This is a genomic window from Acinetobacter sp. YH12045 (assembly GCF_013419925.1).
In the GTDB taxonomy this organism is placed as follows: Bacteria; Pseudomonadota; Gammaproteobacteria; order Pseudomonadales; family Moraxellaceae; genus Acinetobacter; species Acinetobacter amyesii.
The window spans coordinates 19,868-41,762 of the sequence record NZ_VOZE01000011.1 but is presented as its reverse complement, the minus strand read 5'-3'; the positions used below and the strand labels follow the sequence as shown (position 1 = coordinate 41,762).

General features: G+C 40.4%; 23 protein-coding genes. 10 read left to right on the top strand and 13 right to left on the bottom strand.

Annotation, left to right across the window (positions count from 1 at the left end):
- Positions 1-103: 103 nt before the first annotated feature.
- The 3 genes from FTU02_RS13030 (at position 104) to FTU02_RS13020 (ending at position 3,950) form a co-directional block, all read left to right on the top strand.
- Positions 104-2,128 carry an NADPH-dependent 2,4-dienoyl-CoA reductase gene (locus FTU02_RS13030; protein ID WP_180157483.1) on the top strand — a complete coding sequence of 675 codons (2,025 nt, stop codon included), beginning with the start codon at positions 104-106 and terminating at the stop codon, positions 2,126-2,128.
- 123 nt (positions 2,129-2,251) lie between these two features.
- Positions 2,252-2,656, top strand: coding sequence for a nuclear transport factor 2 family protein (locus tag FTU02_RS13025; protein WP_078193923.1), 405 nt, complete (start codon positions 2,252-2,254; stop codon positions 2,654-2,656).
- Positions 2,657-2,858: 202 nt separating this feature from the next.
- Complete coding sequence (locus FTU02_RS13020) at positions 2,859-3,950, top strand: YheT family hydrolase (protein WP_180157481.1); 1,092 nt, start codon at positions 2,859-2,861, stop codon at positions 3,948-3,950.
- Between the two features lie 38 nt (positions 3,951-3,988).
- On the opposite strand, the gene FTU02_RS13015 is transcribed toward FTU02_RS13020, so the two are convergent.
- Both FTU02_RS13015 and dkgB read right to left on the bottom strand, forming a co-directional pair.
- On the bottom strand, positions 3,989-5,164 hold the full coding sequence (locus FTU02_RS13015; RefSeq protein ID WP_180157478.1) for an MFS transporter: 1,176 nt from the start codon (positions 5,162-5,164) through the stop codon (positions 3,989-3,991).
- A gap of 1 nt (position 5,165) precedes the next feature.
- Positions 5,166-5,975: a 2,5-didehydrogluconate reductase DkgB gene (gene dkgB, locus FTU02_RS13010; RefSeq protein WP_180157515.1), complete on the bottom strand. Its 810-nt coding sequence runs from the start codon at positions 5,973-5,975 to the stop codon at positions 5,166-5,168.
- A gap of 106 nt (positions 5,976-6,081) precedes the next feature.
- Between dkgB and FTU02_RS13005 the strand changes: the two genes are divergently transcribed.
- Complete coding sequence (locus tag FTU02_RS13005; protein ID WP_180157513.1) at positions 6,082-6,966, top strand: LysR family transcriptional regulator; 885 nt, start codon at positions 6,082-6,084, stop codon at positions 6,964-6,966.
- Between the two features lie 111 nt (positions 6,967-7,077).
- Here the strand turns inward: FTU02_RS13005 and FTU02_RS13000 are convergent, their stop codons facing one another.
- Positions 7,078-7,491 (bottom strand): internalin, encoded by a 414-nt coding sequence (locus FTU02_RS13000; RefSeq protein ID WP_180157476.1) that lies wholly within the window; start codon positions 7,489-7,491, stop codon positions 7,078-7,080.
- A 229-nt stretch (positions 7,492-7,720) separates the two neighbouring features.
- Between FTU02_RS13000 and FTU02_RS12995 the strand changes: the two genes are divergently transcribed.
- The 6 genes from FTU02_RS12995 to rodA all read left to right on the top strand — a co-directional run bounded on the left by FTU02_RS12995 (position 7,721) and on the right by rodA (position 13,923).
- A complete protein-coding gene (locus tag FTU02_RS12995; protein WP_180157474.1) occupies positions 7,721-9,361 on the top strand; it encodes a CTP synthase in 1,641 nt (546 codons plus the stop codon).
- A gap of 31 nt (positions 9,362-9,392) precedes the next feature.
- Positions 9,393-10,250 (top strand): 3-deoxy-8-phosphooctulonate synthase, encoded by an 858-nt coding sequence (kdsA, locus tag FTU02_RS12990; RefSeq protein ID WP_078188522.1) that lies wholly within the window; start codon positions 9,393-9,395, stop codon positions 10,248-10,250.
- 64 nt (positions 10,251-10,314) lie between these two features.
- The gene (gene eno / locus FTU02_RS12985) at positions 10,315-11,604 is read left to right on the top strand and encodes a phosphopyruvate hydratase (RefSeq protein ID WP_078188521.1); all 1,290 of its coding nucleotides are present in this window, start codon (positions 10,315-10,317) and stop codon (positions 11,602-11,604) included.
- Positions 11,605-11,620: 16 nt separating this feature from the next.
- Positions 11,621-12,013, top strand: a complete 393-nt coding sequence (locus tag FTU02_RS12980; protein WP_078188520.1) for a septum formation initiator family protein — start codon at positions 11,621-11,623, stop codon at positions 12,011-12,013.
- Positions 11,976-12,701 (top strand): 2-C-methyl-D-erythritol 4-phosphate cytidylyltransferase, encoded by a 726-nt coding sequence (ispD, locus tag FTU02_RS12975; RefSeq protein ID WP_180157472.1) that lies wholly within the window; start codon positions 11,976-11,978, stop codon positions 12,699-12,701. The genes FTU02_RS12980 and ispD overlap by 38 nt, the downstream gene beginning before the upstream one ends.
- An 85-nt stretch (positions 12,702-12,786) precedes the next feature.
- Positions 12,787-13,923 (top strand): rod shape-determining protein RodA, encoded by a 1,137-nt coding sequence (gene rodA / locus FTU02_RS12970; RefSeq protein WP_180007840.1) that lies wholly within the window; start codon positions 12,787-12,789, stop codon positions 13,921-13,923.
- 226 nt (positions 13,924-14,149) lie between these two features.
- On the opposite strand, the gene FTU02_RS12965 is transcribed toward rodA, so the two are convergent.
- The 10 genes from FTU02_RS12965 to FTU02_RS12920 form a co-directional block, all read right to left on the bottom strand.
- Positions 14,150-14,722, bottom strand: coding sequence for a hypothetical protein (locus FTU02_RS12965; RefSeq protein ID WP_180157470.1), 573 nt, complete (start codon positions 14,720-14,722; stop codon positions 14,150-14,152).
- 216 nt (positions 14,723-14,938) lie between these two features.
- Complete coding sequence (locus tag FTU02_RS12960; RefSeq protein ID WP_180157468.1) at positions 14,939-15,241, bottom strand: cyd operon YbgE family protein; 303 nt, start codon at positions 15,239-15,241, stop codon at positions 14,939-14,941.
- 3 nt (positions 15,242-15,244) lie between these two features.
- Positions 15,245-15,346 carry a cytochrome bd-I oxidase subunit CydX gene (cydX, locus tag FTU02_RS12955; protein ID WP_002120988.1) on the bottom strand — a complete coding sequence of 34 codons (102 nt, stop codon included), beginning with the start codon at positions 15,344-15,346 and terminating at the stop codon, positions 15,245-15,247.
- Positions 15,347-15,370: 24 nt separating this feature from the next.
- Positions 15,371-16,516: a cytochrome d ubiquinol oxidase subunit II gene (gene cydB / locus FTU02_RS12950; RefSeq protein WP_078188515.1), complete on the bottom strand. Its 1,146-nt coding sequence runs from the start codon at positions 16,514-16,516 to the stop codon at positions 15,371-15,373.
- Entirely contained in the window at positions 16,513-18,099 is a 1,587-nt protein-coding gene (locus FTU02_RS12945) for a cytochrome ubiquinol oxidase subunit I (RefSeq protein ID WP_168378621.1), read from the bottom strand. Before FTU02_RS12945 ends, cydB begins: the two co-directional genes overlap by 4 nt.
- Positions 18,099-18,290, bottom strand: coding sequence for a cytochrome oxidase putative small subunit CydP (gene cydP / locus FTU02_RS12940; protein WP_078188513.1), 192 nt, complete (start codon positions 18,288-18,290; stop codon positions 18,099-18,101). Before cydP ends, FTU02_RS12945 begins: the two co-directional genes overlap by 1 nt.
- A gap of 523 nt (positions 18,291-18,813) precedes the next feature.
- Positions 18,814-19,893: a porin gene (locus FTU02_RS12935; RefSeq protein WP_111884950.1), complete on the bottom strand. Its 1,080-nt coding sequence runs from the start codon at positions 19,891-19,893 to the stop codon at positions 18,814-18,816.
- A gap of 310 nt (positions 19,894-20,203) precedes the next feature.
- On the bottom strand, positions 20,204-20,617 hold the full coding sequence (locus FTU02_RS12930; protein ID WP_078188511.1) for an HIT family protein: 414 nt from the start codon (positions 20,615-20,617) through the stop codon (positions 20,204-20,206).
- 31 nt (positions 20,618-20,648) lie between these two features.
- Complete coding sequence (locus tag FTU02_RS12925) at positions 20,649-20,918, bottom strand: YARHG domain-containing protein (RefSeq protein WP_078188510.1); 270 nt, start codon at positions 20,916-20,918, stop codon at positions 20,649-20,651.
- 88 nt (positions 20,919-21,006) lie between these two features.
- Complete coding sequence (locus FTU02_RS12920) at positions 21,007-21,879, bottom strand: NAD(P)-dependent oxidoreductase (protein ID WP_180060194.1); 873 nt, start codon at positions 21,877-21,879, stop codon at positions 21,007-21,009.
- Positions 21,880-21,895: the final 16 nt, after the last annotated feature.

Sequence of the window (21,895 nt, the reverse complement as noted above, 5' to 3'; positions counted from 1 at the left end):
GTGCAACAAGTTGCAAAAATCTTGTATGCGTAGATGGAAAGAGAAAGCTCGTATACAAGCGAAGATAAAAATAGCCAGCTTTTCAGCACGCTAAGGAGAAAAAATGTCAAATTATCCAAATTTATTGGCACCACTAGATTTAGGTTTTACAACGCTAAAGAACCGTGTATTGATGGGTTCTATGCATATCGGCCTTGAAGAAGCACCGGGTGGCTATGAACGCATGGCAGCTTTTTACGCTGAGCGTGCGAAAGGTGGTGTAGGTCTGATTGTAACTGGTGGTATTTCTCCCAATGATGATGGTGTGACATTTGCTGGTGGCTCAAAATTAGATTCTTTAGAAGAAGCAGAAAAACATAAAGTGATTACGCAGGCGGTACATGATGCTGGCGGTAAAATTGCGATGCAGATTTTGCATACAGGTCGCTACTCGTATCAAGCCAATAATGTTGCACCTTCATCTATTCAAGCACCAATTAACCCAGTAAAACCGCAAGCTTTGAGCACAGCAGACGTCGAACGCACGATCAATGATTTTGCCAAATGTGCTCAGTTAGCACAGACAGCGGGTTATGACGGTGTAGAAGTCATGGGGTCAGAAGGTTATTTAATTAATGAGTTTATTGCTGCACGTACCAACCACCGTGATGATGAATGGGGTGGCAGTTATGAAAACCGGATTCGTTTTCCAATTGAGATCGTGCGTCGTACGCGTGAATTAGTCGGTGAAAATTTTATTATTATTTACCGTCTTTCTATGCTGGATTTGGTTGAAGGTGGTTCGACTTTCGAAGAAGTTGTGCAACTTGCAAAAGCCATTGAAAAAGCCGGTGCAACTATTATCAATACCGGTATTGGCTGGCACGAAGCACGTATTCCGACCATTGCAACCAAAGTGCCACGTGCTGCATTTACATGGGTGACCAAGAAATTAAAAGGTCTTGTGAATGTTCCTTTAATCACCTCAAACCGTATCAATACTCCTGAAATGGCTGAGCACGTACTTGCTTCGGGTGATGCAGATATGGTGTCCATGGCACGTCCAATGCTGGCTGACCCACGTTTTGTGGAAAAAGCAGAACAAGGTCGTAGTGATGAAATTAATACCTGTATCGGTTGTAACCAAGCCTGCCTAGATCATATTTTCTCAATGAAAATTGCAACATGTTTGGTTAACCCTCAAGCTTGCTATGAAACTGAACTGATTTTTAAAGAATCTGCACAGGTGAAAAATATCGCTGTGATTGGTGCGGGACCTGCAGGTTTAAGCTTTGCAACTTATGCTGCAGAGCGTGGTCATAACATAACTATTTTTGAAGCATCGAGCCAAATTGGTGGGCAGTTTAATATTGCGAAAACGATTCCTGGTAAAGAAGAGTTTTATGAAACGCTGCGTTATTTCAAACGTAAAATAGAACTATTGCCCCAGATTAAATTGGTATTGAACCATACGGCAACTTATGAAGAATTAGCTCAGTCTGATTTTGATGACATCGTGGTGGCGACGGGTGTAACACCGCGTCAGTTAGATATAGATGGTATTGATCATCCAAAAGTATTGAGCTATTTACAGGTATTACGTGAACGTCAACCTGTTGGCAAACGTGTAGCAATCATTGGTGCAGGCGGTATTGGTTTCGATACGGCTGAATATTTAACGCATGAAGGTGAAAGCGGTAGCCTCAATCCTGAGAAGTTTTATGATGAATGGGGTATTGATACCACTTATGCGCAAGTCGGTGGCTTGAAACATCCAGACGTCGAAGAATCGCCGCGTGAAGTGTATTTATTGCAACGTAAGGCTAAATCGGTTGGTGCTGGCTTAGGTAAAACCACGGGTTGGATTCACCGTACAGGTTTGAAACACCGCGATGTGAAAATGATTGCGGGTGCAAGCTACGACAAAATTGATGATCAAGGTTTGCATATTACCGTTGATGGTCAATCACATATTTTAGATGTTGATCATGTGGTGATTTGTGCAGGTCAGGAATCCTATACCGCGATGTATGAACAGCTACAAGCAGATGGGAAAAATGTGCATTTGATTGGTGGTGCGAAAGAAGCAGGTGAGTTAGATGCTAAACGTGCCATTCGTCAAGGTGCAGATTTGGCTGCGGTGATTTAATCAGCCTCATACTAAACCACGACAACTTCATTCAATTTAATATGCAGTTGTCGTGCTTCCTCTCCATTTGGGAGAGGAGTTTGAGGAAAGGGAAATGATTCATCAAAAAAAAAGGACATAAACATGACTATTGAAACAACAAAAAAATCTGTTGCACGTTGGCACGAAATGCTTAACACACGGGATATGAATATTTTAAATGAACTCTTGGCAGAGGATGTGGTGTTTCGTTCACCCGTCGCGTTTAACCCATATCCAGGTAAGCCTGTAGTAACTTTTATTTTGACCAATGTGATTCAAATTTTTGAAAATTTTACCTATCACCGTGAGTTTTACTCAGAAGATGGTTTAAATGTGGTGCTTGAGTTTTCTGCCAATGTTGGAGAGAAAAAGTTAAAAGGGATCGACATGATTCAGTTTAATGAACAAGGTCAGATGATTGATTTTGAAGTCATGCTTCGTCCAAAAAGTGGCTTGGAAGCATTGGCGGCGAAAATGGGTGAGCGCATTATGCAATATCAGCCTTAAATCTGCTGTTTTTAAAATGCTCATCTCAGAATGATAAAAAGCATGATGGATATTGTCATGCTTTTTGCTTATGAGGCTTAAGCAAACAAATATTGCTAGCGAGATACAGTTTTTTAGATGCGGTTTTTTATGGACATTGTCTGCCAAAGTGAAAAGATGGAAATGATTTGCTGTGGTGCGAAGCGAGGTGAAGGTAGGGTCAATGAATAATGTGATGCATAAAGGGCGTCAGGCTCTTTTAAATTTTGTAGATCATGCTATCGGTGCAGAATTACCACAGCTTTATTATCATCCTGAAGGGCAAATGAAACATGTGCTGCCGAAGTTAAAGCAACTACATGAAAAATATCGCCCTACGCCTTGGCTGTCGAATACCCACGCACATTTACTATATTTTGATGTCATTAAAAAGCGTCAAGTGAAGCTTAAATATGATGCTATAGAGCAGCTGACCATGGCTGATGGAGGGGTAACAGCCATTGCATGGTTGGGTTTGGATTTACCTGCGGATGTGCCAACTGTGGTGCTCATGCATACGATTACGGGAACGCCTGAAAGTATGCGGGAAGTGGTTCGGGATCTTCACCTATATACTGGTTGGCGCATTGCACTCTGTTTAAGACGTGGTCATGCCAATTTGCCTATGCCAGTTGCCAAAATAAACTTATTTGGTTCAACCGATGACTTACGTGAACAGATTGCCTTTATTCAGCAGAAATTTCCCGCATCGAGTTTGTATGGCGTCGGTTCATCTGCCGGAACGGGGCTATTGGTCCGCTATTTAGGCGAACAAGGTGAGGAAACACCACTTAAAGCGGCTTTTGCTTTATGTCCGGGCTATGACACTGAGCTTGGCTTTAAAAATGTCCATCCTTTTTACAGTAAAATGATGACGAAAAAGCTCTTTCAGAAATTTGTAGAACCCTATTCTGCAACATGGTCAGCAATACCCTCTTTAGTTGAAGTACTAAAAAGTAAAGATCTGGCGCAGTTTGAACGTACATATTTTCAAATGGCGGGTTTTACTGATTATGAAAGTTATGCCAAATCCACCAACCCAATTTATGTATTTGAAAATCTTAAAATTCCTTTGATGATTTTAAATGCCGAAGACGATCCTATTTGCCACATTCAAAACTTTGAACCCTATAAAGAATTAATCCGTTCTTTGCCGAATGTAGTGGTGGTGATCACTAAAAAAGGCAGTCACTGTGGTTATTATGAAGGTCTAGTGGAAACCCATTCATGGGCAACCAAATTGATGGCAGATTTTTTAAAGTTATATGCGAACTAAAAAATAGCCTACTTTGGGTAGGCTATTTTAAGTGTGTGTTACTCAGCTTGTGCGCAACATGCGGTTGTTTGAGGTTTAAGCTTCATCTGTATCAATACTAAAATCAACGCTATAGCACTCAGTGTAGCGCCTGTATAAGATACTGCAGCATAGCTTAGGTTAAGATTTAGCACTGCGGCACCTGCAACAGCGCCCAAAGCATTTCCAAGATTAAATGCACCAATATTCACTGAAGAAGCGAGGCCTGGTGCATCGTGAGCTACTGTCATAACACGCATTTGTAAAGGTGGTACAACGGCAAAGGCTGCTGCTCCCCAGATGATTAAAGCAATCGCCGCGCCAATGGTGGTTGTTGCTAAAATTGGAAATAACAGCATCATTAGCATTAGTAAGACTAAGAAGTCAATTAAGGTTTTATCTAAAGACTGATCTGCAAACTTACCACCGAAATGGTTGCCGATTGAAAATCCGATCCCGATTAAAACCAACATGAAAGTGATAAGCTCAGGACTTGCATGGGTAAAAACTTTTAAGCTCGGTGCGATATAGGTATAGAGCGCGAACATAGCTCCAGCACTCATGACCGTGGTCAGCAGTGCTAAAACAACAGGCATGCGTGTTAATACTTTTAACTCTGCTCGTACATCAGGTTTTTCGGTCTGTTGCTGATGGGGCAGTGCTTTCCATAATGCCAACATGGTGATGATGCCCAGTAAGGTGATGGCCGCAAAAGACATACGCCAACCGATATTTTGCCCCACCCACGTTGCGAGTGGCACACCGCCAATATTGGCAATGGTCAAGCCCATAAACATCATGGCAACAGCACTGGCTTGTTTATCTTTCGGCACAACACTCGCTGCAACTACAGAACCTAAGCCAAAAAATGCACCATGATTTAAGCTGGTGACTAAGCGTGCAGCCATTAAACCGAGATAGTTAGGTGCAATCGTTGCCAAAATATTACCGATGGTAAATATTGCCATCAGTAAAATAAGGGCAGTACGTTTTGGAAAACGTGCTAACCATAAGGTCATCAATGGGGCACCAATCATGACGCCAACGGCATAGGCACTAATCAGTAAGCCCGCTTGAGGAATAGATACCGATAAATCTGCTGCGATTTCAGGCAAAAAACCCATCGGTGAAAATTCTGTTGTGCCAATTGCAAAAGCACCTACGGCTAATGCAATTAATGGAAAATTTAATTTCATATTAAATATCCCACACTGGAGCAAGTTCAGGTGGGTTCACTTCACGCGCATTTCTGTCTAGTGTGGCAATGGCCTGCATCTGTTGTGGTGTTAAATGAATGTCTTGAGCTTTTAAGTTACTGGTTAAATGTTCACGTTGGGTTGAAGATGGAATTACGGCATAACCCTTTTGCAGCGCCCAAGCGAGTGTCACTTGTGCAACTGAAGCTTGGTGTTGTGCTGCAATATCAGAAAGTATTGGGTCATTTAGCACTTTGCCATAAGCCAAGGTCATATAAGAGGTGACATCAATATTTTGCTGTTTTAAGTAAGTCGCAAGTCGTTCATTTTGAAGATAAGGACTCAGTTCAATTTGATTGGTTGCAATATTTTCCAGCCCGATGTGATCAATGGCTTGTTGAGTGAGCTCAATATTAAAATTAGATACACCAATATGCTCAGTCAATCCTTGTTTTTTTGCCTCAAGTAAATGTCCCATTAATTCAGGAATATCGACTCCAAGTGCAGGTGCGGGCCAATGAATAAGTGTGAGGTTAACTGCATCAGTCCTTAATTTAATTAAGCTGTCTTTTAGACTGGGTATCAGTTTGTCGGTAGTATAATTTTCAGTCCAAATTTTCGTGGTTAAGAAAATATCAGCTCGATTGACCTGACTTTCATGGAGTGCTTGGCCTACTTCTGCTTCATTACCGTAAATTTGTGCGGTGTCTACAGCACGATATCCAACTTCTAAGGCTGTTTTTACTGAGTGAATGACAGTATCACCTGTTAAACGGAAGGTACCGACACCAAATTGGGGAACAATCATCAGGAATTCTCTTTTTTGAATTGATGCTATTGTGCTGCTAATTTTAATGAAGAAAAATGCATGAGTTTGGAATATATTATTGATTAAAAATCACGAATTAGAATATGCAATGAAATCGACCATTGAGGAGCTGCAGGCTTTTACTGTTATTGTAGATAGCGGCTCTATTATCAAAGCAGCAGAAAGATTAGATCAAACAGCATCTGGTGTCAGCCGCGCATTACAGCGTCTGGAATCTAAATTAAATGTAACCTTGTTGGAACGAACTACCCGCAAAATTAAGCTCACGCAAGAGGGGCAATTGTTTTTAGCAAAAACACGGCGGATATTGAATGATTTGAGCGAAGCGGAAGATTCTCTGCTGAAATTAGATGTAGATACTTCGGGGTTAGTGCGAGTCGATTCAGCAATTTCTTTTATTCTGCATATGATCGTTCCCTTGATTCCAGAATTTAATGCACGTTATCCGCATATAGAGATTGAATTAGTAAATCATGATCAAGTGATTGACTTATTAGAGCATAAAGCGGATGTTGCAATTCGCTTTGGAAAATTAAACGACTCCAGTTTGCATGCAAAACTTATCTACAAGAGTCGACTGTGTTTGGTGGCGAGTCCTGAATACCTTCAGCAGCATGGACGTCCGCAAAATGCTGAAGAGCTAACCGCACATGCTTTACTTGGATTTAGTCAAATTACCCATATGAATACTTGGCCGATCCAAGTCACAGGGAAACCTTTGACGATCCGACCAAATATTAAGGCATCAAATGGTGAAACCATCCGCGAGCTTGCAATTCATGGGATGGGTATCGCTTGTCTATCAATTTTTATGTTAGAAAAAGATATTGCAGAAGGGCGATTGGTACAACTTTTAGACGATCAAATTGAACCGCATGAACAGCTTATTCATGCTGTCTATTATCAACAAGAGCATTTACCGAAACGTGTTCGTTTATTTATTGAATATTTAGCTGAAAAATTACAAGAATAGTTGTGAGAAAAACTGTGCATCGTTTTGTGCAGCTTTTTATTTACATAGAAACAATAAAAAACCCGACAATTGCCGGGTTTTTTTGATCATTTGTTTGATAAAACTTCGATCTTAGTTCTCTAAAGCAGGTGTTGCAGCAGCAATGGCAGCAGCCACGGCGTCATCTTCAGACTGAGCAGAACCTGAGTTTTGTTTAGGTTGAGCAGCTTGTGCAAGTTTTTCTGCAGCTTTAGGCGCTTCTGCTTTTGGAGCAGGAGCTTCTGCAGGAGGAGTAGGTTCACGACGAATTTCGGTTGTTGTATTCGGTGTCTCTTCACGAATCACTTCAACTTGCTGTTGAGTCGTTTCTTCAACAACTGGTTGTTCTTCAACTGGTTCCAATTGTGTAGGTACAGATGCTGTTGGTTCAGATGTTGCAACTTCAACCTGTTCCTGTTCTTCTTCTTTTGGTGCTTCTTTTTTTACACATGCTGTAAGAAGTAGACCTGTTGCGATTGCACCGCAGATTAAAAGTTTCTTATTCATAATTACACAAAACAAAAAAGTGTGGATTGGATAAATGCATTATAACAGCAAATAAGAATATAGAAATGATAAGAACTTACTCTAAATTTTTATGATAATTGCTGTTACAATAGCCAATTGTTAATTGTTCTATGAATTGATGCGGAATGACTTTGCTTTCTTGGTACAGAGTAAAGTAAAATCGCACAACATTGTAGGCCAATTTAGGCTCCATTGTACGAGAAACTTAATGACCCATTTTATTTTCGTTACTGGTGGTGTTGTATCATCACTAGGTAAAGGTATTTCAGCTGCATCAGTGGCTGCGCTTTTAGAAGCCCGTGGTTTAAAAGTAACCATGGTAAAAATGGATCCATACATTAATGTCGATCCAGGGACTATGAGTCCATTCCAACACGGTGAAGTTTTTGTCACAGAGGATGGTGCTGAAACTGACTTAGACTTGGGTTATTACGAACGTTTCTTGCGTCGTGCGAAAATGACCAAACTGAACAACTTTACTTCAGGACGAGTGTACCAAGATGTCTTGAATAAAGAACGTCGTGGTGATTACCTCGGTGGTACAGTTCAAGTTATTCCACATATTACTGACAATATTAAAGAACGTGTTCTTCGCGCAGGTGAAGGCTATGACGTTGCGATCGTTGAGATCGGCGGTACAGTAGGTGACATTGAATCTCTCCCATTCATGGAATCTGTACGTCAACTTATGGTCGAACTAGGTCATAAGCGCACAATGTTAATGCACTTAACTTTACTCCCATATATTAAGTCAGCTGCTGAATTAAAAACTAAACCAACTCAACACTCTGTAAAAGAGCTTTTGTCGATTGGTATTCAACCAGACATCCTGATCTGCCGTACAGAGCATGATGTTGATGCTGACACTACACGTAAAATTGCGTTATTTACGAACGTTGAAGCGCGTGCGGTTGTGGTCTGTAAAGATGCGCGTTCAATTTACCAAATTCCACGTACTTTCTATGAACAAAACGTTGATGATTTAATCTGCGAACGTTTTGGTTATAACGATCTTCCAGAAGCTGACCTGTCTGACTGGGATAACGTTGTAGATGCATTACTGAACCCTGAATACACAGTTCGTGTAGCGATGGTTGGTAAATACGTTGAACTTCCAGATGCATACAAATCTGTAAACGAAGCACTTTTACATGCGGGTATTCAAAACCGTGTGAAAGTTCAGATTGATTATGTCAATGCTGAAGAGCTTGAAAGCCAAGATGTAAACGACGTATTGAAAGACGCGGATGCAATCTTAGTTCCGGGTGGTTTCGGTGAACGTGGTACAGAAGGCAAAATGAAAGCGATTCGTTTTTCACGTGAAAACGGTGTACCGTTCCTCGGCATCTGTTTAGGTATGCAGTTGGCTGTGATCGAATATGCGCGTAACGTTGCGGGTATTAGCGATGCAACTTCAACTGAATTTAACCGTTCTACAAAATCACCATTGATTGGTCTAATCACTGAATGGTTAGATGAGCGCGGCGAAGTTCAACAACGTAATGCAGATTCTGACTTAGGCGGCACAATGCGTCTGGGTGCTCAAAAATCTGAATTGGTTGCGGGAACAAAAACTGCACAAGTTTACGGTTCTGAAGAGATTGTTGAACGTCACCGTCACCGTTATGAAATGAACAACCGTTATATCCCAGTGCTTGAAGAAAAAGGCATGAAGATTTCAGGTTATTCTCCAGTACAGCGTCTTGTTGAAACTGTTGAAATTCCTGAACATCCTTGGTTTATTGCTGTACAATTCCATCCGGAATTTACAAGTTCACCACGTGATGGACACCCATTATTCGCAGGCTTTATTGATGCTGCTAAAAAGCAGTACCAAAAAGCGAAATAATGTGTTTTTGACTAAACCAGGAAGAGTTTAAATGTCACAATTAAAACCACAGGAAATTGTACGTTTAGGCGATATACAAATGGCAAATCATTTGCCATTTGTACTATTCGGCGGCATGAACGTACTTGAGTCAAAAGACCTTGCTTTTGAAATTGCTGAAACATATGTGGATATCTGCAAACGCTTGGATATTCCATATGTGTTTAAAGCAAGTTTTGATAAAGCCAATCGTTCAAGCTTAAACTCTTTCCGTGGCCCAGGCCTGGAAAAAGGAATCGAGTGGTTAGCTGACATTAAAAAACACTTTAATGTGCCGATTATTACCGACGTACATGAACCATACCAAGCTGCGCCTGTTGCTGAAGTTGCGGATATTATCCAGCTTCCTGCATTTTTAAGCCGTCAGACTGACCTTGTTGAAGCGATGGCGAAAACTGATGCCATCATTAACATCAAAAAAGCACAGTTCCTCGCACCACACGAAATGCGTCATATTCTGCATAAGTGTTTGGAAGCAGGAAATGACAAACTGATTCTTTGTGAACGTGGTTCAGCATTTGGTTACAACAACTTAGTTGTTGATATGTTGGGCTTTGACATCATGAAAGAAATGAATGTCCCTGTGTTCTTTGATGTTACACATGCGCTTCAAACGCCGGGTGGTCGTGCGGATTCTGCAGGTGGTCGTCGTGCACAAATCACGACATTGGCACGTGCAGGTATGGCGACTGGTTTAGCTGGTTTGTTCTTAGAAGCTCATCCAGATCCAGAAAATGCCAAATGTGACGGTCCATGTGCGCTACGCATGTCACAGTTGGAGCCTTTCTTGGCGCAGTTAAAAGAACTCGATACCTTGGTCAAAGGTTTCGCAAAGTTAGATACACACTAATTCGATACACATTGATGCGTCACTTTTGACGCATCATTTTTATTAATCAACTGAGGAATTGTTCATGAGCCAAATCGTTGACATTCGTGCACGTGAAATTTTGGACTCTCGTGGTAACCCTACCATCGAAGCAGACGTAATCTTAGCCTCTGGCGTTGTAGGCCGTGCATGTGCACCATCTGGTGCTTCAACTGGTTCTCGTGAAGCTTTAGAACTTCGTGACGGCGACAAAGCTCGTTACTTAGGTAAAGGCGTTAAAACTGCGGTTAACAACGTTAACACAGTAATTCGTGATGCATTGTTGGGTAAATCAGTATTCGAACAAAAAGACATTGATAACACAATGATCGCGCTTGACGGTACTGAAAACAAAGAAAAATTAGGTGCGAACGCAACTTTAGCGGTATCGCTAGCTGCTGCACGCGCTGCTGCTGACGAAAAGAAAATTCCACTTTTCCAATACATCGCAGACCTTCGTAATAACAGCATTTTGACTATGCCTGTTCCAATGATGAACATCCTAAATGGTGGTTCACATGCAGACAACAACGTAGACATTCAAGAATTTATGATTGAGCCTGTTGGCTTCACTTCATTCTCTGAAGCTTTACGCGCTGGTGCTGAAATTTTCCATTCTTTAAAATCAGTTTTAAAGAAACAAGGTCTAAATACTGCAGTTGGTGATGAAGGTGGTTTTGCACCGAACCTTCGTTCTAACGAAGAAGCAATTACAGTAATTCTTGAAGCAATTGAAAAAACTGGCTACAAAGCAGGTTCTGATATTATGCTTGCGCTTGACTGTGCATCTTCAGAATTCTACAAAGATGGTCAATACATCCTTGCAGGTGAAGGCAATAAAGCATTCACAAGCAACCAATTTGCTGACTACCTTGCTGGTTTTGCAAAACAATACCCAATCATCTCAATTGAAGATGGTTTAGACGAGTCTGATTGGGAAGGTTGGTCATACCTTACTTCAATCCTTGGCGACAAAATCCAATTGGTTGGTGATGACCTATTCGTTACGAATCCTAAGATTCTTCAACGTGGTATCAACGAAAAAGTGGGTAACTCGATTCTGATCAAGTACAACCAAATCGGTACGTTGACTGAAACTCTAGATGCAATCTATCTTGCGAAAGCAAATGGTTACACTACAGTAATTTCACACCGTTCTGGTGAAACTGAAGATTCAACTATTGCAGATCTTGCAGTGGGTACAGCAGCGGGTCAAATCAAAACTGGTTCACTTTGCCGTTCTGACCGTGTAGCGAAATATAACCAATTACTTCGTATTGAAGAATTGACTAATGCTGCATATCGCGGTAAAGCTGAGTTCAAAGGTTTGAACTAAGCAGATCATGCTATCTATGTTAAATGTATTTGACTCCAAAGCGAGTAAAGCATTGTTGGGCCTTGCGATCTTTTTGATCGCAGGGTTTCAATATTTATACTGGTTCGGTGAAGGTGGTTATCATCAACATCAACAACTGAGTCAGAAAATACAACAACAAGTCGAACTCAATGACGAATTAAAAGAACGAAATCGCGTGCTTGCCGCTGAAGTATACGATTTAAAAAATGGCGTTGAAGCTATTGAAGAGCATGCTCGTCTAGATTTAGGTTTAATTAAACCGCATGAGACTTTCGTGCAGATGAGTACGATCAGTACTCAGTACAAACCAATTTATATTGACCCAAACGCAAAAGTAGACCTACGTACCAATGAGTCAGAACCAGCCGAACTTCCACCAGAACCTTAAATTGTGGGCCATTATTCCTGCTGCTGGTTCAGGAAGTCGATTTTCTAAAACTGAACTAAAACAATATCAAAACATTGCGGGTCTAACTGTGCTTGAACACACAGTTGCACGTCTCAACCAATTGCCTTTAACAGGCTATGTATTGGCTATAGGCGAGCAAGATAATGTTGCGCAGACCTTGGCACTCACTAATCAAGAGAAGGCTCATTTTTGTTTAGGTGGTGCAGAGCGTGTGCATTCTGTGCTCAATGCATTGCAATATCTATCTTCGATTGCCAATGATGATGATTGGGTATTTGTTCATGATGCAGCACGACCATGTGTCTCGCAGTTGAGTTTAGAAAATTTAGTTCAATCGGCAGTCGATTCAGAGCTAAGTGCGATTCTCGCCATTCCCGTACGCGATACATTAAAACGAGTTGAAACGGCGCCACAAATATCAACTACGGTAGATCGTTCAACTTTATGGCAAGCGCAGACACCACAAATTGCCAAATTGGGTGTGCTTAAAAATGCCATTGAACAAGCGCTTGCCGCTGGTGCGACCATCACAGATGAGGCTAGTGCTTTAGAATTTGTCGGTGAGCATGTCAATGTCGTGCAGGGTCGTTCGGACAATATTAAAATTACCTATCCAGATGACTTGGAATTGGCACGTTTAATTTTAGCGTCTCAAGTGAATAGATGATTATTTCAAGGAATATTTAAGGGACAGTGATTTTTACTGTCGCTTTAATCTATAATTCCCGCATCCTTTTTAGATCTGTTTCGCAATGATCCCTTCTCAACAGTATCGTTTTTTACGTCAGTCATTACGCGATGGCCGCAGTATAAAACACGATTCTTCTCGATGGGCTAAACTTCATTTAGACCCGTGGTTACTTTGCTTCTTGGTACTCAATGCAATATTGGGGCTGATGGTTGTCTATAGTGCGACCGCGGAAGATTCGGGAATGGTACTACGTCAAGCCACAAGTTTTGGTGTGGGCTTTATTGTGATGTTGATCTGTGCGCAAATTCCACCCAAAGTTTACCAATCTATGAGTCCGTACTTATATGCCATCGGTATATTTTTACTGTTGTTGGTTTTGGTCATTGGTGAAAAAAGGATGGGGGCGAAACGCTGGATTAGCTTACCGGGTATCGGCAGTATGCAGCCGAGTGAGTTTATGAAATTTGCCATGCCACTGATGATGGCGTGGTATTTTGCGCGAAAACCATTTCCACCGAAATTTTTACAAATCGTCGGGGCATTAATTTTATTATTGATTCCATTTGCATTGGTCGCTTTACAGCCTGATTTGAATATCGGTTTGATTATTCCGGGTATTTTTGTTTTATTTTTAAGTGGTATGTCGTGGCGTTTAATTGCAGGCGCTTTAACCGCCTTTGCAATTGCAGCACCTGTACTTTGGATGTTTTTTTTACAGGAATATCAGAAAAAACGTGTACTGACGTTATTTGACCCTGAATCTGACGCGCTTGGTGCAGGTTGGAACATTATTCAATCTAAAATTGCCATTGGATCAGGTGGTTTAATGGGTAAGGGTTATACCGAAGGGACGCAGTCGCACTTGGGCTATCTGCCAGAGCATCATACTGACTTTATTATGTCGACCTATGCTGAAGAGTTTGGCTTTATTGGTGTATTTCTTTTATTTAGTTTGTTTACAGCAATTATTGTTCGCTGTTTGATTATTGGACTAAATTCTTTCCATAATTTTGGGCGTTTGTATGCAGGGGCGATGGGCTTAACTTTCTTCTTCTTTGTATTTTTGAACTCAGGTATGGTTAGTGGTATCTTGCCTGTAACAGGCGATCCATTGCCCTTGATGAGTTATGGGGGAACAGCAGTCATATCCATGCTTGCAGGTATGGGGATTGTGATGTCGATTCATACGCATCGTTAAATAGAATAGATTACATTAAGCCGGATTTATATCCGGTTTTTTGCTTGAGATTTAAAATAATCGAGATAAAACTTCTAAAAATTGATTATTGCAATATTCATGAAATGTGATACCTCATTTAAAAAACACCATTCGGTGGAATGGTGCTTCTTCTATAGTTAGGGCTTTGATTTGAAAAAATTAAACGTTTTTTGTATAACGTGTATTATTTAAACTTTAGGAAATCCTAATTCAACGTTTGCTCTTTTATAATTTTTCGTGCATCTAAAATATGTACCAATACAAGAGTAAATAGGAGACTTAAAGCATATTTAAAATATTGAATAAACAAAATAAATACTGGTTTAGCTGAATATAAAGCTTTTTTAAAAGCATATCCTTTAGTTCCTATTTCAGGCTGCATTGGATCACTCGGAAACCAAGTTAAGCTGATACAAATGATAAAAAAAATGAAGAAACAAAGCATAGTTGCACTGTACATTGCGAGACCATCACGAGTTCTTATCTGTTTAATAACAGCGTTTTGTACCTGTAATTGGATATCTGGTTTTAAGCCAAAAAACTTTCGGCTGAAAAATATAAGAAAAATTGTAATCCAAGTACATAAAGCAAAAAAATCATTTAAAAACCTATGTTTTGATGAAACTTGAAGCTGTTGTGTATTGGAAAAAATCCCGCTGAACTCGAAATCAAAGCAAATTACCATTAAGGCTACAACAAAGGGGAAAATCACAAAATAATAAAATGGAGCAATATTATCTAAGTAATTCGTAATAGAGTTTGTTTTGTATATAGCCATTAAAGAAATTCTTAATTCTCATATATATCTGATTATAAATGAGATATATAAAAGCATAAAACAGATATACGATTTTATTTAACATAATGGTGCTCATACAAACTCTGAAGTGTGCAACTAGGATCGAATTTTTTTATTTATCTGTGGGATTTGAAACTGTTTTGTAGTTTCAATCAAAAATAAAGCCCTCAATTGAGGGCTTTATTTAGATATTAATTAATGTAGGAACCATGTGTAGTAGCCCCATAACATCAGTGGCCAAGCGAGGAAGGGGCTAAAAAGCCATTTCCAGAACCAATGGTGTGGCATAAAACCCACACCATGCACAAAACCACCTGAAATACCTATCATGATGAACATCAGCGCTCGATGGCTATATCCACCATTGTCATCCAGCATGGCAGCAGGATGTACAAGTAACACGGCTGCCAAAGGAAAAGCTAACAGGCAGGAAATGACCATTGCAAATTTATTTGGCTTCTTTTCTACAAGTGATTTTTCTACAGCAGCATCAGTCATTTGTTATTCCTCATCTAGATCTTGATGATGTTCGATGTAAAGCGCACTAAGTACACCTGCAAAACATGCCATCAAAATACCGAGAATCCAAGCAAAATACCACATCGTCTTTTCTCCTTAGACACAGCCTTAGTATAGGCTGTGTGAATTCTCTTCAATATGTTTGTTTGTGACCACACCCCACATCTTGTAGTAACACCAAGTTGTGTAGCACAGGATAATTGGGACAAAAATACATGCGGCAACTGTCATCACAGTCAGGGTATTTTTACTTGATACCGCATCCCACATAGTCAAACTTACAGTTGGGTTGATGCTCGATGGCATAAGGAAAGGGAACAATGCAAAACCAGCAGTTAAGATTGCACCAATGACTGCCAAGCTTGAACCAAGGAAGCTGAAACCTGCTTTGCCTTTACCTGCGGCAAGGATAATGATCAAAGCACCTAAAATAGCCATGATTGGCGCAATCATAGTAATCGGATAAGTACTGTAATTGTTCATCCAACCTGGGTTGGCATTGGTGATCACTTCTTTAGCCAATGGGTTAGCAACGCCATTTGTGTCAAACGGTTGCGCTAATGTGTAGCCTTGGATATTACCGAAGTATAACCATGCGCCAGCCAGTAAGAAGCAAACCAAAAATACGATACCCATAAGCTGAGTCGCTTTTGCTGAGCGTGCGCGTAGATCGCCGTCTGTACGAAGCATGAGCCATGCACCACCGTGAGCGCAAAGCATAGATAAACTCACGATACCGCAAACTAAAGCGAATGGGTTAAGCAGTGCAAAGAAGCTCCCTGTATAAGTCGAGCGAACAGTTTCGTCCATAGTGAATGGAACACCAAGGAACATATTACCAAACGCAACACCAAATACGAGGGCAGGAACGGCACCACCAATTGCTAAACCCCAGTCCCAAGAATTACGCCACTTGGTATTTTCAAGTTTAGAACGGTAGTCAAAACCGACTGGACGTAAGAAGAGAGCGAAGAGTACCAGTAACAGCGCCCAATACATGCCTGAGAATGCAGTTGCATATACCATTGGCCATGCTGCAAACAGTGCACCACCGGCAGTAATAAACCAAACTTGGTTACCGTCCCAGTGTGGGGCAATCGTATTGATTGCCGCACGACGTTCTTCGTCTTTTTTACCTACGAATGGCATGATCGCCATTGAGCCCATATCGAAGCCATCGGTGAGGGCGAAGCCGATCAGTAGGACACCGACTAAAACCCACCAAATGATTTTGAGTAATTCATATTCGATCATGCTTGAGCCTCCTCATTTGCCTTTTTTGCAGCTTCAAGTTTCTCGAAGTGGTATTTACCAGTATGTAGAGAACTTGGGCCAAGACGTGAGAATTTAATCATTAAGTACATTTCAATGATCAGCAGTACAGTGTAGAACGCTGCCAATGCAAGGATAGAACCCCATACATCACCTGTACTTAAGCTAGACGCTGAAAGATGTGTAGGTAGAACTTCACCGATAGTCCAAGGTTGACGACCAACTTCGGCAACATACCAACCTGTTTGTGCAGCAATCCAAGGTAATGGTAGAGCAAACAAAGCAAATTTTAATAACCAAGGTTTGTTTTCTGCATTACGTTTACCGACAGCAAAGGTAGCAAGTACGAACAGAAGGAGCATTAAGAAACCAGAAGCAACCATTGCACGGAATGCCCAGAACAAGCTTGGAACATGTGGAATAGTGTCTTTTGCAGCAGCTTTGATTTGATCATCAGAAGCATCGACCACTTTGTCTGTGTATTTTTTCAGAAGCAGACCATAACCCAAGTCTTTTTGAGACTCAGCAAATGCTGCTTTAAGTTCAGGAGACGTATCGCCTGCACGAAGTTGTTCTAACTGTGAGTAAGCCACCATACCGTTACGAATACGCGCTTCGTGTTGTACGATCAGGTCTTTAATACCTGTCACTTCTTTATCAGTTGAACGTGTTGCGATAATCCCCATGACATAAGGAATTTTGATCGCGTAGTCAGTAGACATGGTTTCTTTATTTGGAATACCGAACAAAGTAAATGGCGCTGGAGCTGGGTGAGTGTCCCATTCAGCTTCAATCGCAGCTAGTTTAGTTTTTTGTACGTCACCAATTTCATAACCAGATTCATCACCCAGTAAGATCACCGAAAGTGTAGACGCTAAACCAAAGATAGCAGCGATGGCGAATGAGCGACGCGCAAATGGCAAGTCACGCTTTTTCAATAAGTAGTAACTTGAAATTGCCAGTACGAAAATAGCACCAGTCACATAACCTGCAGATACGGTATGCACGAATTTAACCTGAGCCACAGGGTTAAAAATCAGTGCACCGAAGTCCACCATTTCCATACGCATAGTTTCATAGTTAAATGCGGAACCGACAGGGTTTTGCATCCAACCATTGGCCACTAAAATCCATAGTGCGGACATGTTCGAGCCAAGTGCAACCAACCAAGTGACAGCCAAATGCTGAACTTTAGATAGGCGATCCCAGCCGAAGAAGAATAAACCAATAAATGTTGATTCAAGGAAGAATGCCATCAGACCTTCAATGGCTAATGGTGCACCGAAAATATCACCGACATAGTGTGAGTAATACGCCCAGTTAGTACCGAACTGAAACTCCATGGTCAAACCAGTAGTAACACCTAAAGCGAAGTTAATACCGAAGAGTTTTCCCCAGAATTTAGTCATGTCTTTATAAATTTCTTTGCCAGAAATCACATAGGTGGTTTCCATAATGGCAAGAATAAAAGCCAGACCTAAAGTCAGTGGAACAAAAATAAAGTGATACATCGCGGTCATTGCAAATTGGAACCGCGAAAGATCGACCACGCTTTCAGAAATCATCAACGTGTCTCCTTGATTTGGGAAGGACTGCCAGCAATATGCTCGGCAACTTGATTGTCAAAGTTTTTAGGGATAGTAGGGGCGTCGAACCAGATGTTCTTAATGATCATTAAAATAATCACTTTAATTATTAGTATTGCGGTTATTTCTCTGACCACACGACGATTTAAATCTTTGAATTTTAAGCTCATGGAGATAAGCCTATTCTTTAAACTTGTACTATATTATTAACAAATATATACAAAAAGCAAATAGGTTGAACAGTTAAAATAAAAATATATTATTAAGCATAGTAAATACAAAGACTTATTGTGTTTGATAGTTAAAAAATAAACTAATTTTTTATTTTAAATACTTGACTAAAACACTTGTGTTTAAATATTTTAAATCCGACTAAAACGCTTATATTTATATTTTAAATTCTGACTAATTTACTATATTTACTAAAAGTTATATTGTTAATAATGAGAATCTTTATTGAATGAATAAGATTTGTATTTATTATTTTTAAGTTTAGCTAAATAAATCCGTTGTTGATGTGGTGCTAGTAAACGATCGTTATACGGATGATATTGAATAGGCGTGTCTAGTTTTTTTAATTGTTTTTATAAACCACTGATAAATGATGAAATTAGCTTATTTTAGTTCTGAGACATTTTATTTGAGTGAAAAAAAGACATACCGAAGTATGTCTTTTTGGGGAGATATTGTAGCTTAGAAGTCGTAACGCAGACCAAGAGAAAGTGCAGTTGCATTTTCATCACCGATCCCTGCGATACCGTTACCGAAGCTACGACCTTCTTTCCAAGGGTTGAGTTTAGAGTTTTTGTCGTTAAGCACAGTTGCTAGGTTGCCATATACGCGTAAAGTGCTATCCAACTTATGTTCTACACCCACACCGATCAAGCTTGCATTAGCATCATCAGCATCTACATCACGGTAGAAGTATTCACCGCGTACTGACGTTTTAGGCGTTACTTTATATTCGCCAGCTACACCGAAAACTTGCGCATCTGGGTTGGCTGTATCGTTGTCGTGTTTCGCAATTTGGTATAAAGCACCCAAGTTAAATTCTTCAGTTAATTTATATGCACCGGCAATACGGAATGCATCACGACTTGCACCACCAGCTGCGTTTGCTGCATTTTCATCATACTTTTCGTAAGCTGCTGCAAAATCAATAGGACCTTCTTTATAAGTTAGAGCAAGGTCATAGGCTTTGTTATCATCTTTGCCTTCGCCATCTGCTTCACGGTCAATTTGTGTACCTGAATGCATCGACATTGCAGCTAATACATTGAAACCACCGCCAAATTTTGGCGATTTATATTCAATTGTGTTTTCATTACGTTCATCAAATTTTAAGTTGCCGACACGTGTTACATTTCTAACGTCACCAACCATGTCACCGAAGAAGTTCACAGGGCTACGTGCAACTTTAAATGGGCTGTCAAAGCGACCTACACGTGCTTGACCATAAGTTGAACTTTTTAAACCCACGAATGTGTCACGTGTTGAAAAATCTACGCCTTTGCTGTCTTGGCTACCGCTTGCAAAGTTTACTTCTTGCTCAATTTGAGCGAATACGTTGAGGTCATCATTAATTTTTTGATCTACTTTGAAGCCTAAGCGTGAAGCGTTAGAAGAAAGACCAACTTCGTTGTAATCTTTACCATCATCTAGATAGTCAAGAGAGACATGTGCACGGCCATAAATTTTTACATCTGCAGCAGATGCCATCATTGGTGTAAGAATTGTTGCCCCGATTGCTAATGCACATAGAGTTTTTTTCATTTGAAGCTCCAGAAGACTTTTCCAGTCATATCAATATGTTTTATCAGTAGCTTGGCTAGAAGTAATTTCGCTATCTAATGGCGCTAAGTATTCATTACAAATAAGACAGTTCTATTAAGGAAATATTTCAAAACGGTGAAAGGTGATTTTTGGTTTAAATTGCTTTTATACTTGTAAAAATGAATATTTATTAAATGCTTAGTGTTGTATTGAACAGTAAATTTTGCAGCTAAAAGTTCTTGGGATAATATTCGAGACATAAAAAATGGAGCCGAAGCTCCATTGATCATCACTTTAAACTCAATTGAACTTAAAGTGCTGCTTTGATTTTTTCGCCAATGGCTTTGATTTTTTCCATGTCGCCCATTTGTGCGGCATGTTTACCTAATTCATGCACTGAAGTCGGAATTAGGTGGAAATGCACATGCGGAACAGTTTGACCCGCAGCAGCGCCAGATAACTGCATCAATACGATACCTTTCACGTCTAAGGCTTTTTCCATTGCTTTCGCAACTTTTTGAGCAACTTGAATGGTATAAGCAGCCGCTTCTGGATCTAAATCAAGCAGCGTTATAGCAGGGGTTTTAGGAATTACGAGCGTATGACCTTCGGCCTGTGGCATGACATCCATAAAAGCGAGTACTTGATCATCTTCATAGACTTTAAACGCAGGAAGTTCTCCACGTAAAATCCGAGCAAAAATATTTTGATCATCATAAGTCATTGCTAAATTCCTTGAGCGAATTGAATCGTAATTATTTACAGTTCAATTCTTTCTGACGATCTTTGATCGCGTCAAGTCGTTGTTGCTCTTTTTCTGAAAATTTAGGCTTAGTTGTGTAGCAATTGTCATTGCCAAACTTCGCTTTAGCGTCAGGATCTTTAAAGCAGAAACCTTTCGATGCATAAATCACATCATGGTCATTTTTCAACTTTTGGCATTCTTGCTCAGATGCTAAAACAGCAGTAGAAGCCCCGATTAAAGTTACAGCACCTAGCAAAGTTGCGAGGGTAAATTTGTTCATGCGAGTTTCCTCTGTCATTTGTAACAATGTGTGTTATGACACTAGAGTACAATATGATGGTTATTTATCGTTATTCAATGGCGAGTTATTACTCAATTGTAATTTTACTCCATTTTTCATACATAATCATAGCGCTTGAAAAATCACTGTTTTCTTCAGCTTGATCGCTTGCTGCTTGGATTAAATTTTGCGTCAAAGAGAGCACCGGTGCTGAAAGTTTTGCTTGTCGCACCAGATCAACAGCAATTCCCGTATCTTTTGCAAGTAATGGAAGTGCAAAGGTTAATGGGAAGCTACGATTCAGTACGCGCTGCGGTAAAACTGTTTCAGTCACATTACTTTTACCGCTCGACGCATTAATACAATCGAGTGCTTCATGTAAGTCCACGCCATGCGCTTTTAAGGTGGTGAATCCTTCAGCAACTGCACAAAGATTTACAGCCATTAACATGTTGTTTACAGCTTTGACGGCAAAACCCGCACCCGGTTCACCCACATGTTTAATCAGTTTGCCAAATGTTTGGATCGCAGGTAATGCACGTTCAAAGGCTACTTTGTCACCACCAATCATGACGGTTAATGTTCCCGTTTCAGCGCCAATGGTTTGTCCACTCACAGGGGCATCTAAGAATGCAATATTTTGCTGCTTTAAGGCAGCAGCGAGTTTTTTTGCAGATTCTGGTACACCGCTGGTACAGTCGACCCAAATCGAGCCTGATTTCAGCGTTACACTCGCAATTAAATTTTCAACATCTTGGCTGATGGGTAGGCAGGAAAAAATAATGTCCGCTTGTATTGCTTGCTCTAAAGCAACCGCTTGCGTACCAAATTCAGCAGCATGTTGTTCTGCCTTGGTAAAGTTTCGATTCCAGACATAAACCGTGTCGAACTGTTTTGGTAGGTGCGCTGCCATACGGTAACCCATTGCGCCCAATCCGATAAATGCAACTGACTGAATCATCTTTACCCTCTAAATT

Bases quoted from the DNA above. Each gene is read 5' to 3' on its own strand.
- FTU02_RS13015 (WP_180157478.1), bottom strand. From the start codon at position 5,164: ATGAAATTAAATTTTCCATTAATTGCATTAGCCGTAGGTGCTTTTGCA.
- FTU02_RS12960 (WP_180157468.1), bottom strand. From the start codon at position 15,241: ATGACTGATGCTGCTGTAGAAAAATCACTTGTAGAAAAGAAGCCAAAT.
- FTU02_RS13030 (WP_180157483.1), top strand. From the start codon at position 104: ATGTCAAATTATCCAAATTTATTGGCACCACTAGATTTAGGTTTTACA.
- FTU02_RS12980 (WP_078188520.1), top strand. From the start codon at position 11,621: ATGTTAAATGTATTTGACTCCAAAGCGAGTAAAGCATTGTTGGGCCTT.
- FTU02_RS12925 (WP_078188510.1), bottom strand. From the start codon at position 20,918: ATGAACAAATTTACCCTCGCAACTTTGCTAGGTGCTGTAACTTTAATC.
- FTU02_RS13020 (WP_180157481.1), top strand. From the start codon at position 2,859: ATGAATAATGTGATGCATAAAGGGCGTCAGGCTCTTTTAAATTTTGTA.
- rodA (WP_180007840.1), top strand. From the start codon at position 12,787: ATGATCCCTTCTCAACAGTATCGTTTTTTACGTCAGTCATTACGCGAT.
- FTU02_RS12935 (WP_111884950.1), bottom strand. From the start codon at position 19,893: ATGAAAAAAACTCTATGTGCATTAGCAATCGGGGCAACAATTCTTACA.
- kdsA (WP_078188522.1), top strand. From the start codon at position 9,393: ATGTCACAATTAAAACCACAGGAAATTGTACGTTTAGGCGATATACAA.
- eno (WP_078188521.1), top strand. From the start codon at position 10,315: ATGAGCCAAATCGTTGACATTCGTGCACGTGAAATTTTGGACTCTCGT.
- cydB (WP_078188515.1), bottom strand. From the start codon at position 16,516: ATGATCGAATATGAATTACTCAAAATCATTTGGTGGGTTTTAGTCGGT.
- FTU02_RS13005 (WP_180157513.1), top strand. From the start codon at position 6,082: ATGAAATCGACCATTGAGGAGCTGCAGGCTTTTACTGTTATTGTAGAT.
- FTU02_RS12930 (WP_078188511.1), bottom strand. From the start codon at position 20,617: ATGACTTATGATGATCAAAATATTTTTGCTCGGATTTTACGTGGAGAA.
- ispD (WP_180157472.1), top strand. From the start codon at position 11,976: ATGAGTCAGAACCAGCCGAACTTCCACCAGAACCTTAAATTGTGGGCC.
- FTU02_RS13025 (WP_078193923.1), top strand. From the start codon at position 2,252: ATGACTATTGAAACAACAAAAAAATCTGTTGCACGTTGGCACGAAATG.
- FTU02_RS12945 (WP_168378621.1), bottom strand. From the start codon at position 18,099: ATGATTTCTGAAAGCGTGGTCGATCTTTCGCGGTTCCAATTTGCAATG.
- cydP (WP_078188513.1), bottom strand. From the start codon at position 18,290: ATGAGCTTAAAATTCAAAGATTTAAATCGTCGTGTGGTCAGAGAAATA.
- FTU02_RS12965 (WP_180157470.1), bottom strand. From the start codon at position 14,722: ATGGCTATATACAAAACAAACTCTATTACGAATTACTTAGATAATATT.
- FTU02_RS13000 (WP_180157476.1), bottom strand. From the start codon at position 7,491: ATGAATAAGAAACTTTTAATCTGCGGTGCAATCGCAACAGGTCTACTT.
- FTU02_RS12920 (WP_180060194.1), bottom strand. From the start codon at position 21,879: ATGATTCAGTCAGTTGCATTTATCGGATTGGGCGCAATGGGTTACCGT.
- cydX (WP_002120988.1), bottom strand. From the start codon at position 15,346: ATGTGGTATTTTGCTTGGATTCTCGGTATTTTGATGGCATGTTTTGCA.
- FTU02_RS12995 (WP_180157474.1), top strand. From the start codon at position 7,721: ATGACCCATTTTATTTTCGTTACTGGTGGTGTTGTATCATCACTAGGT.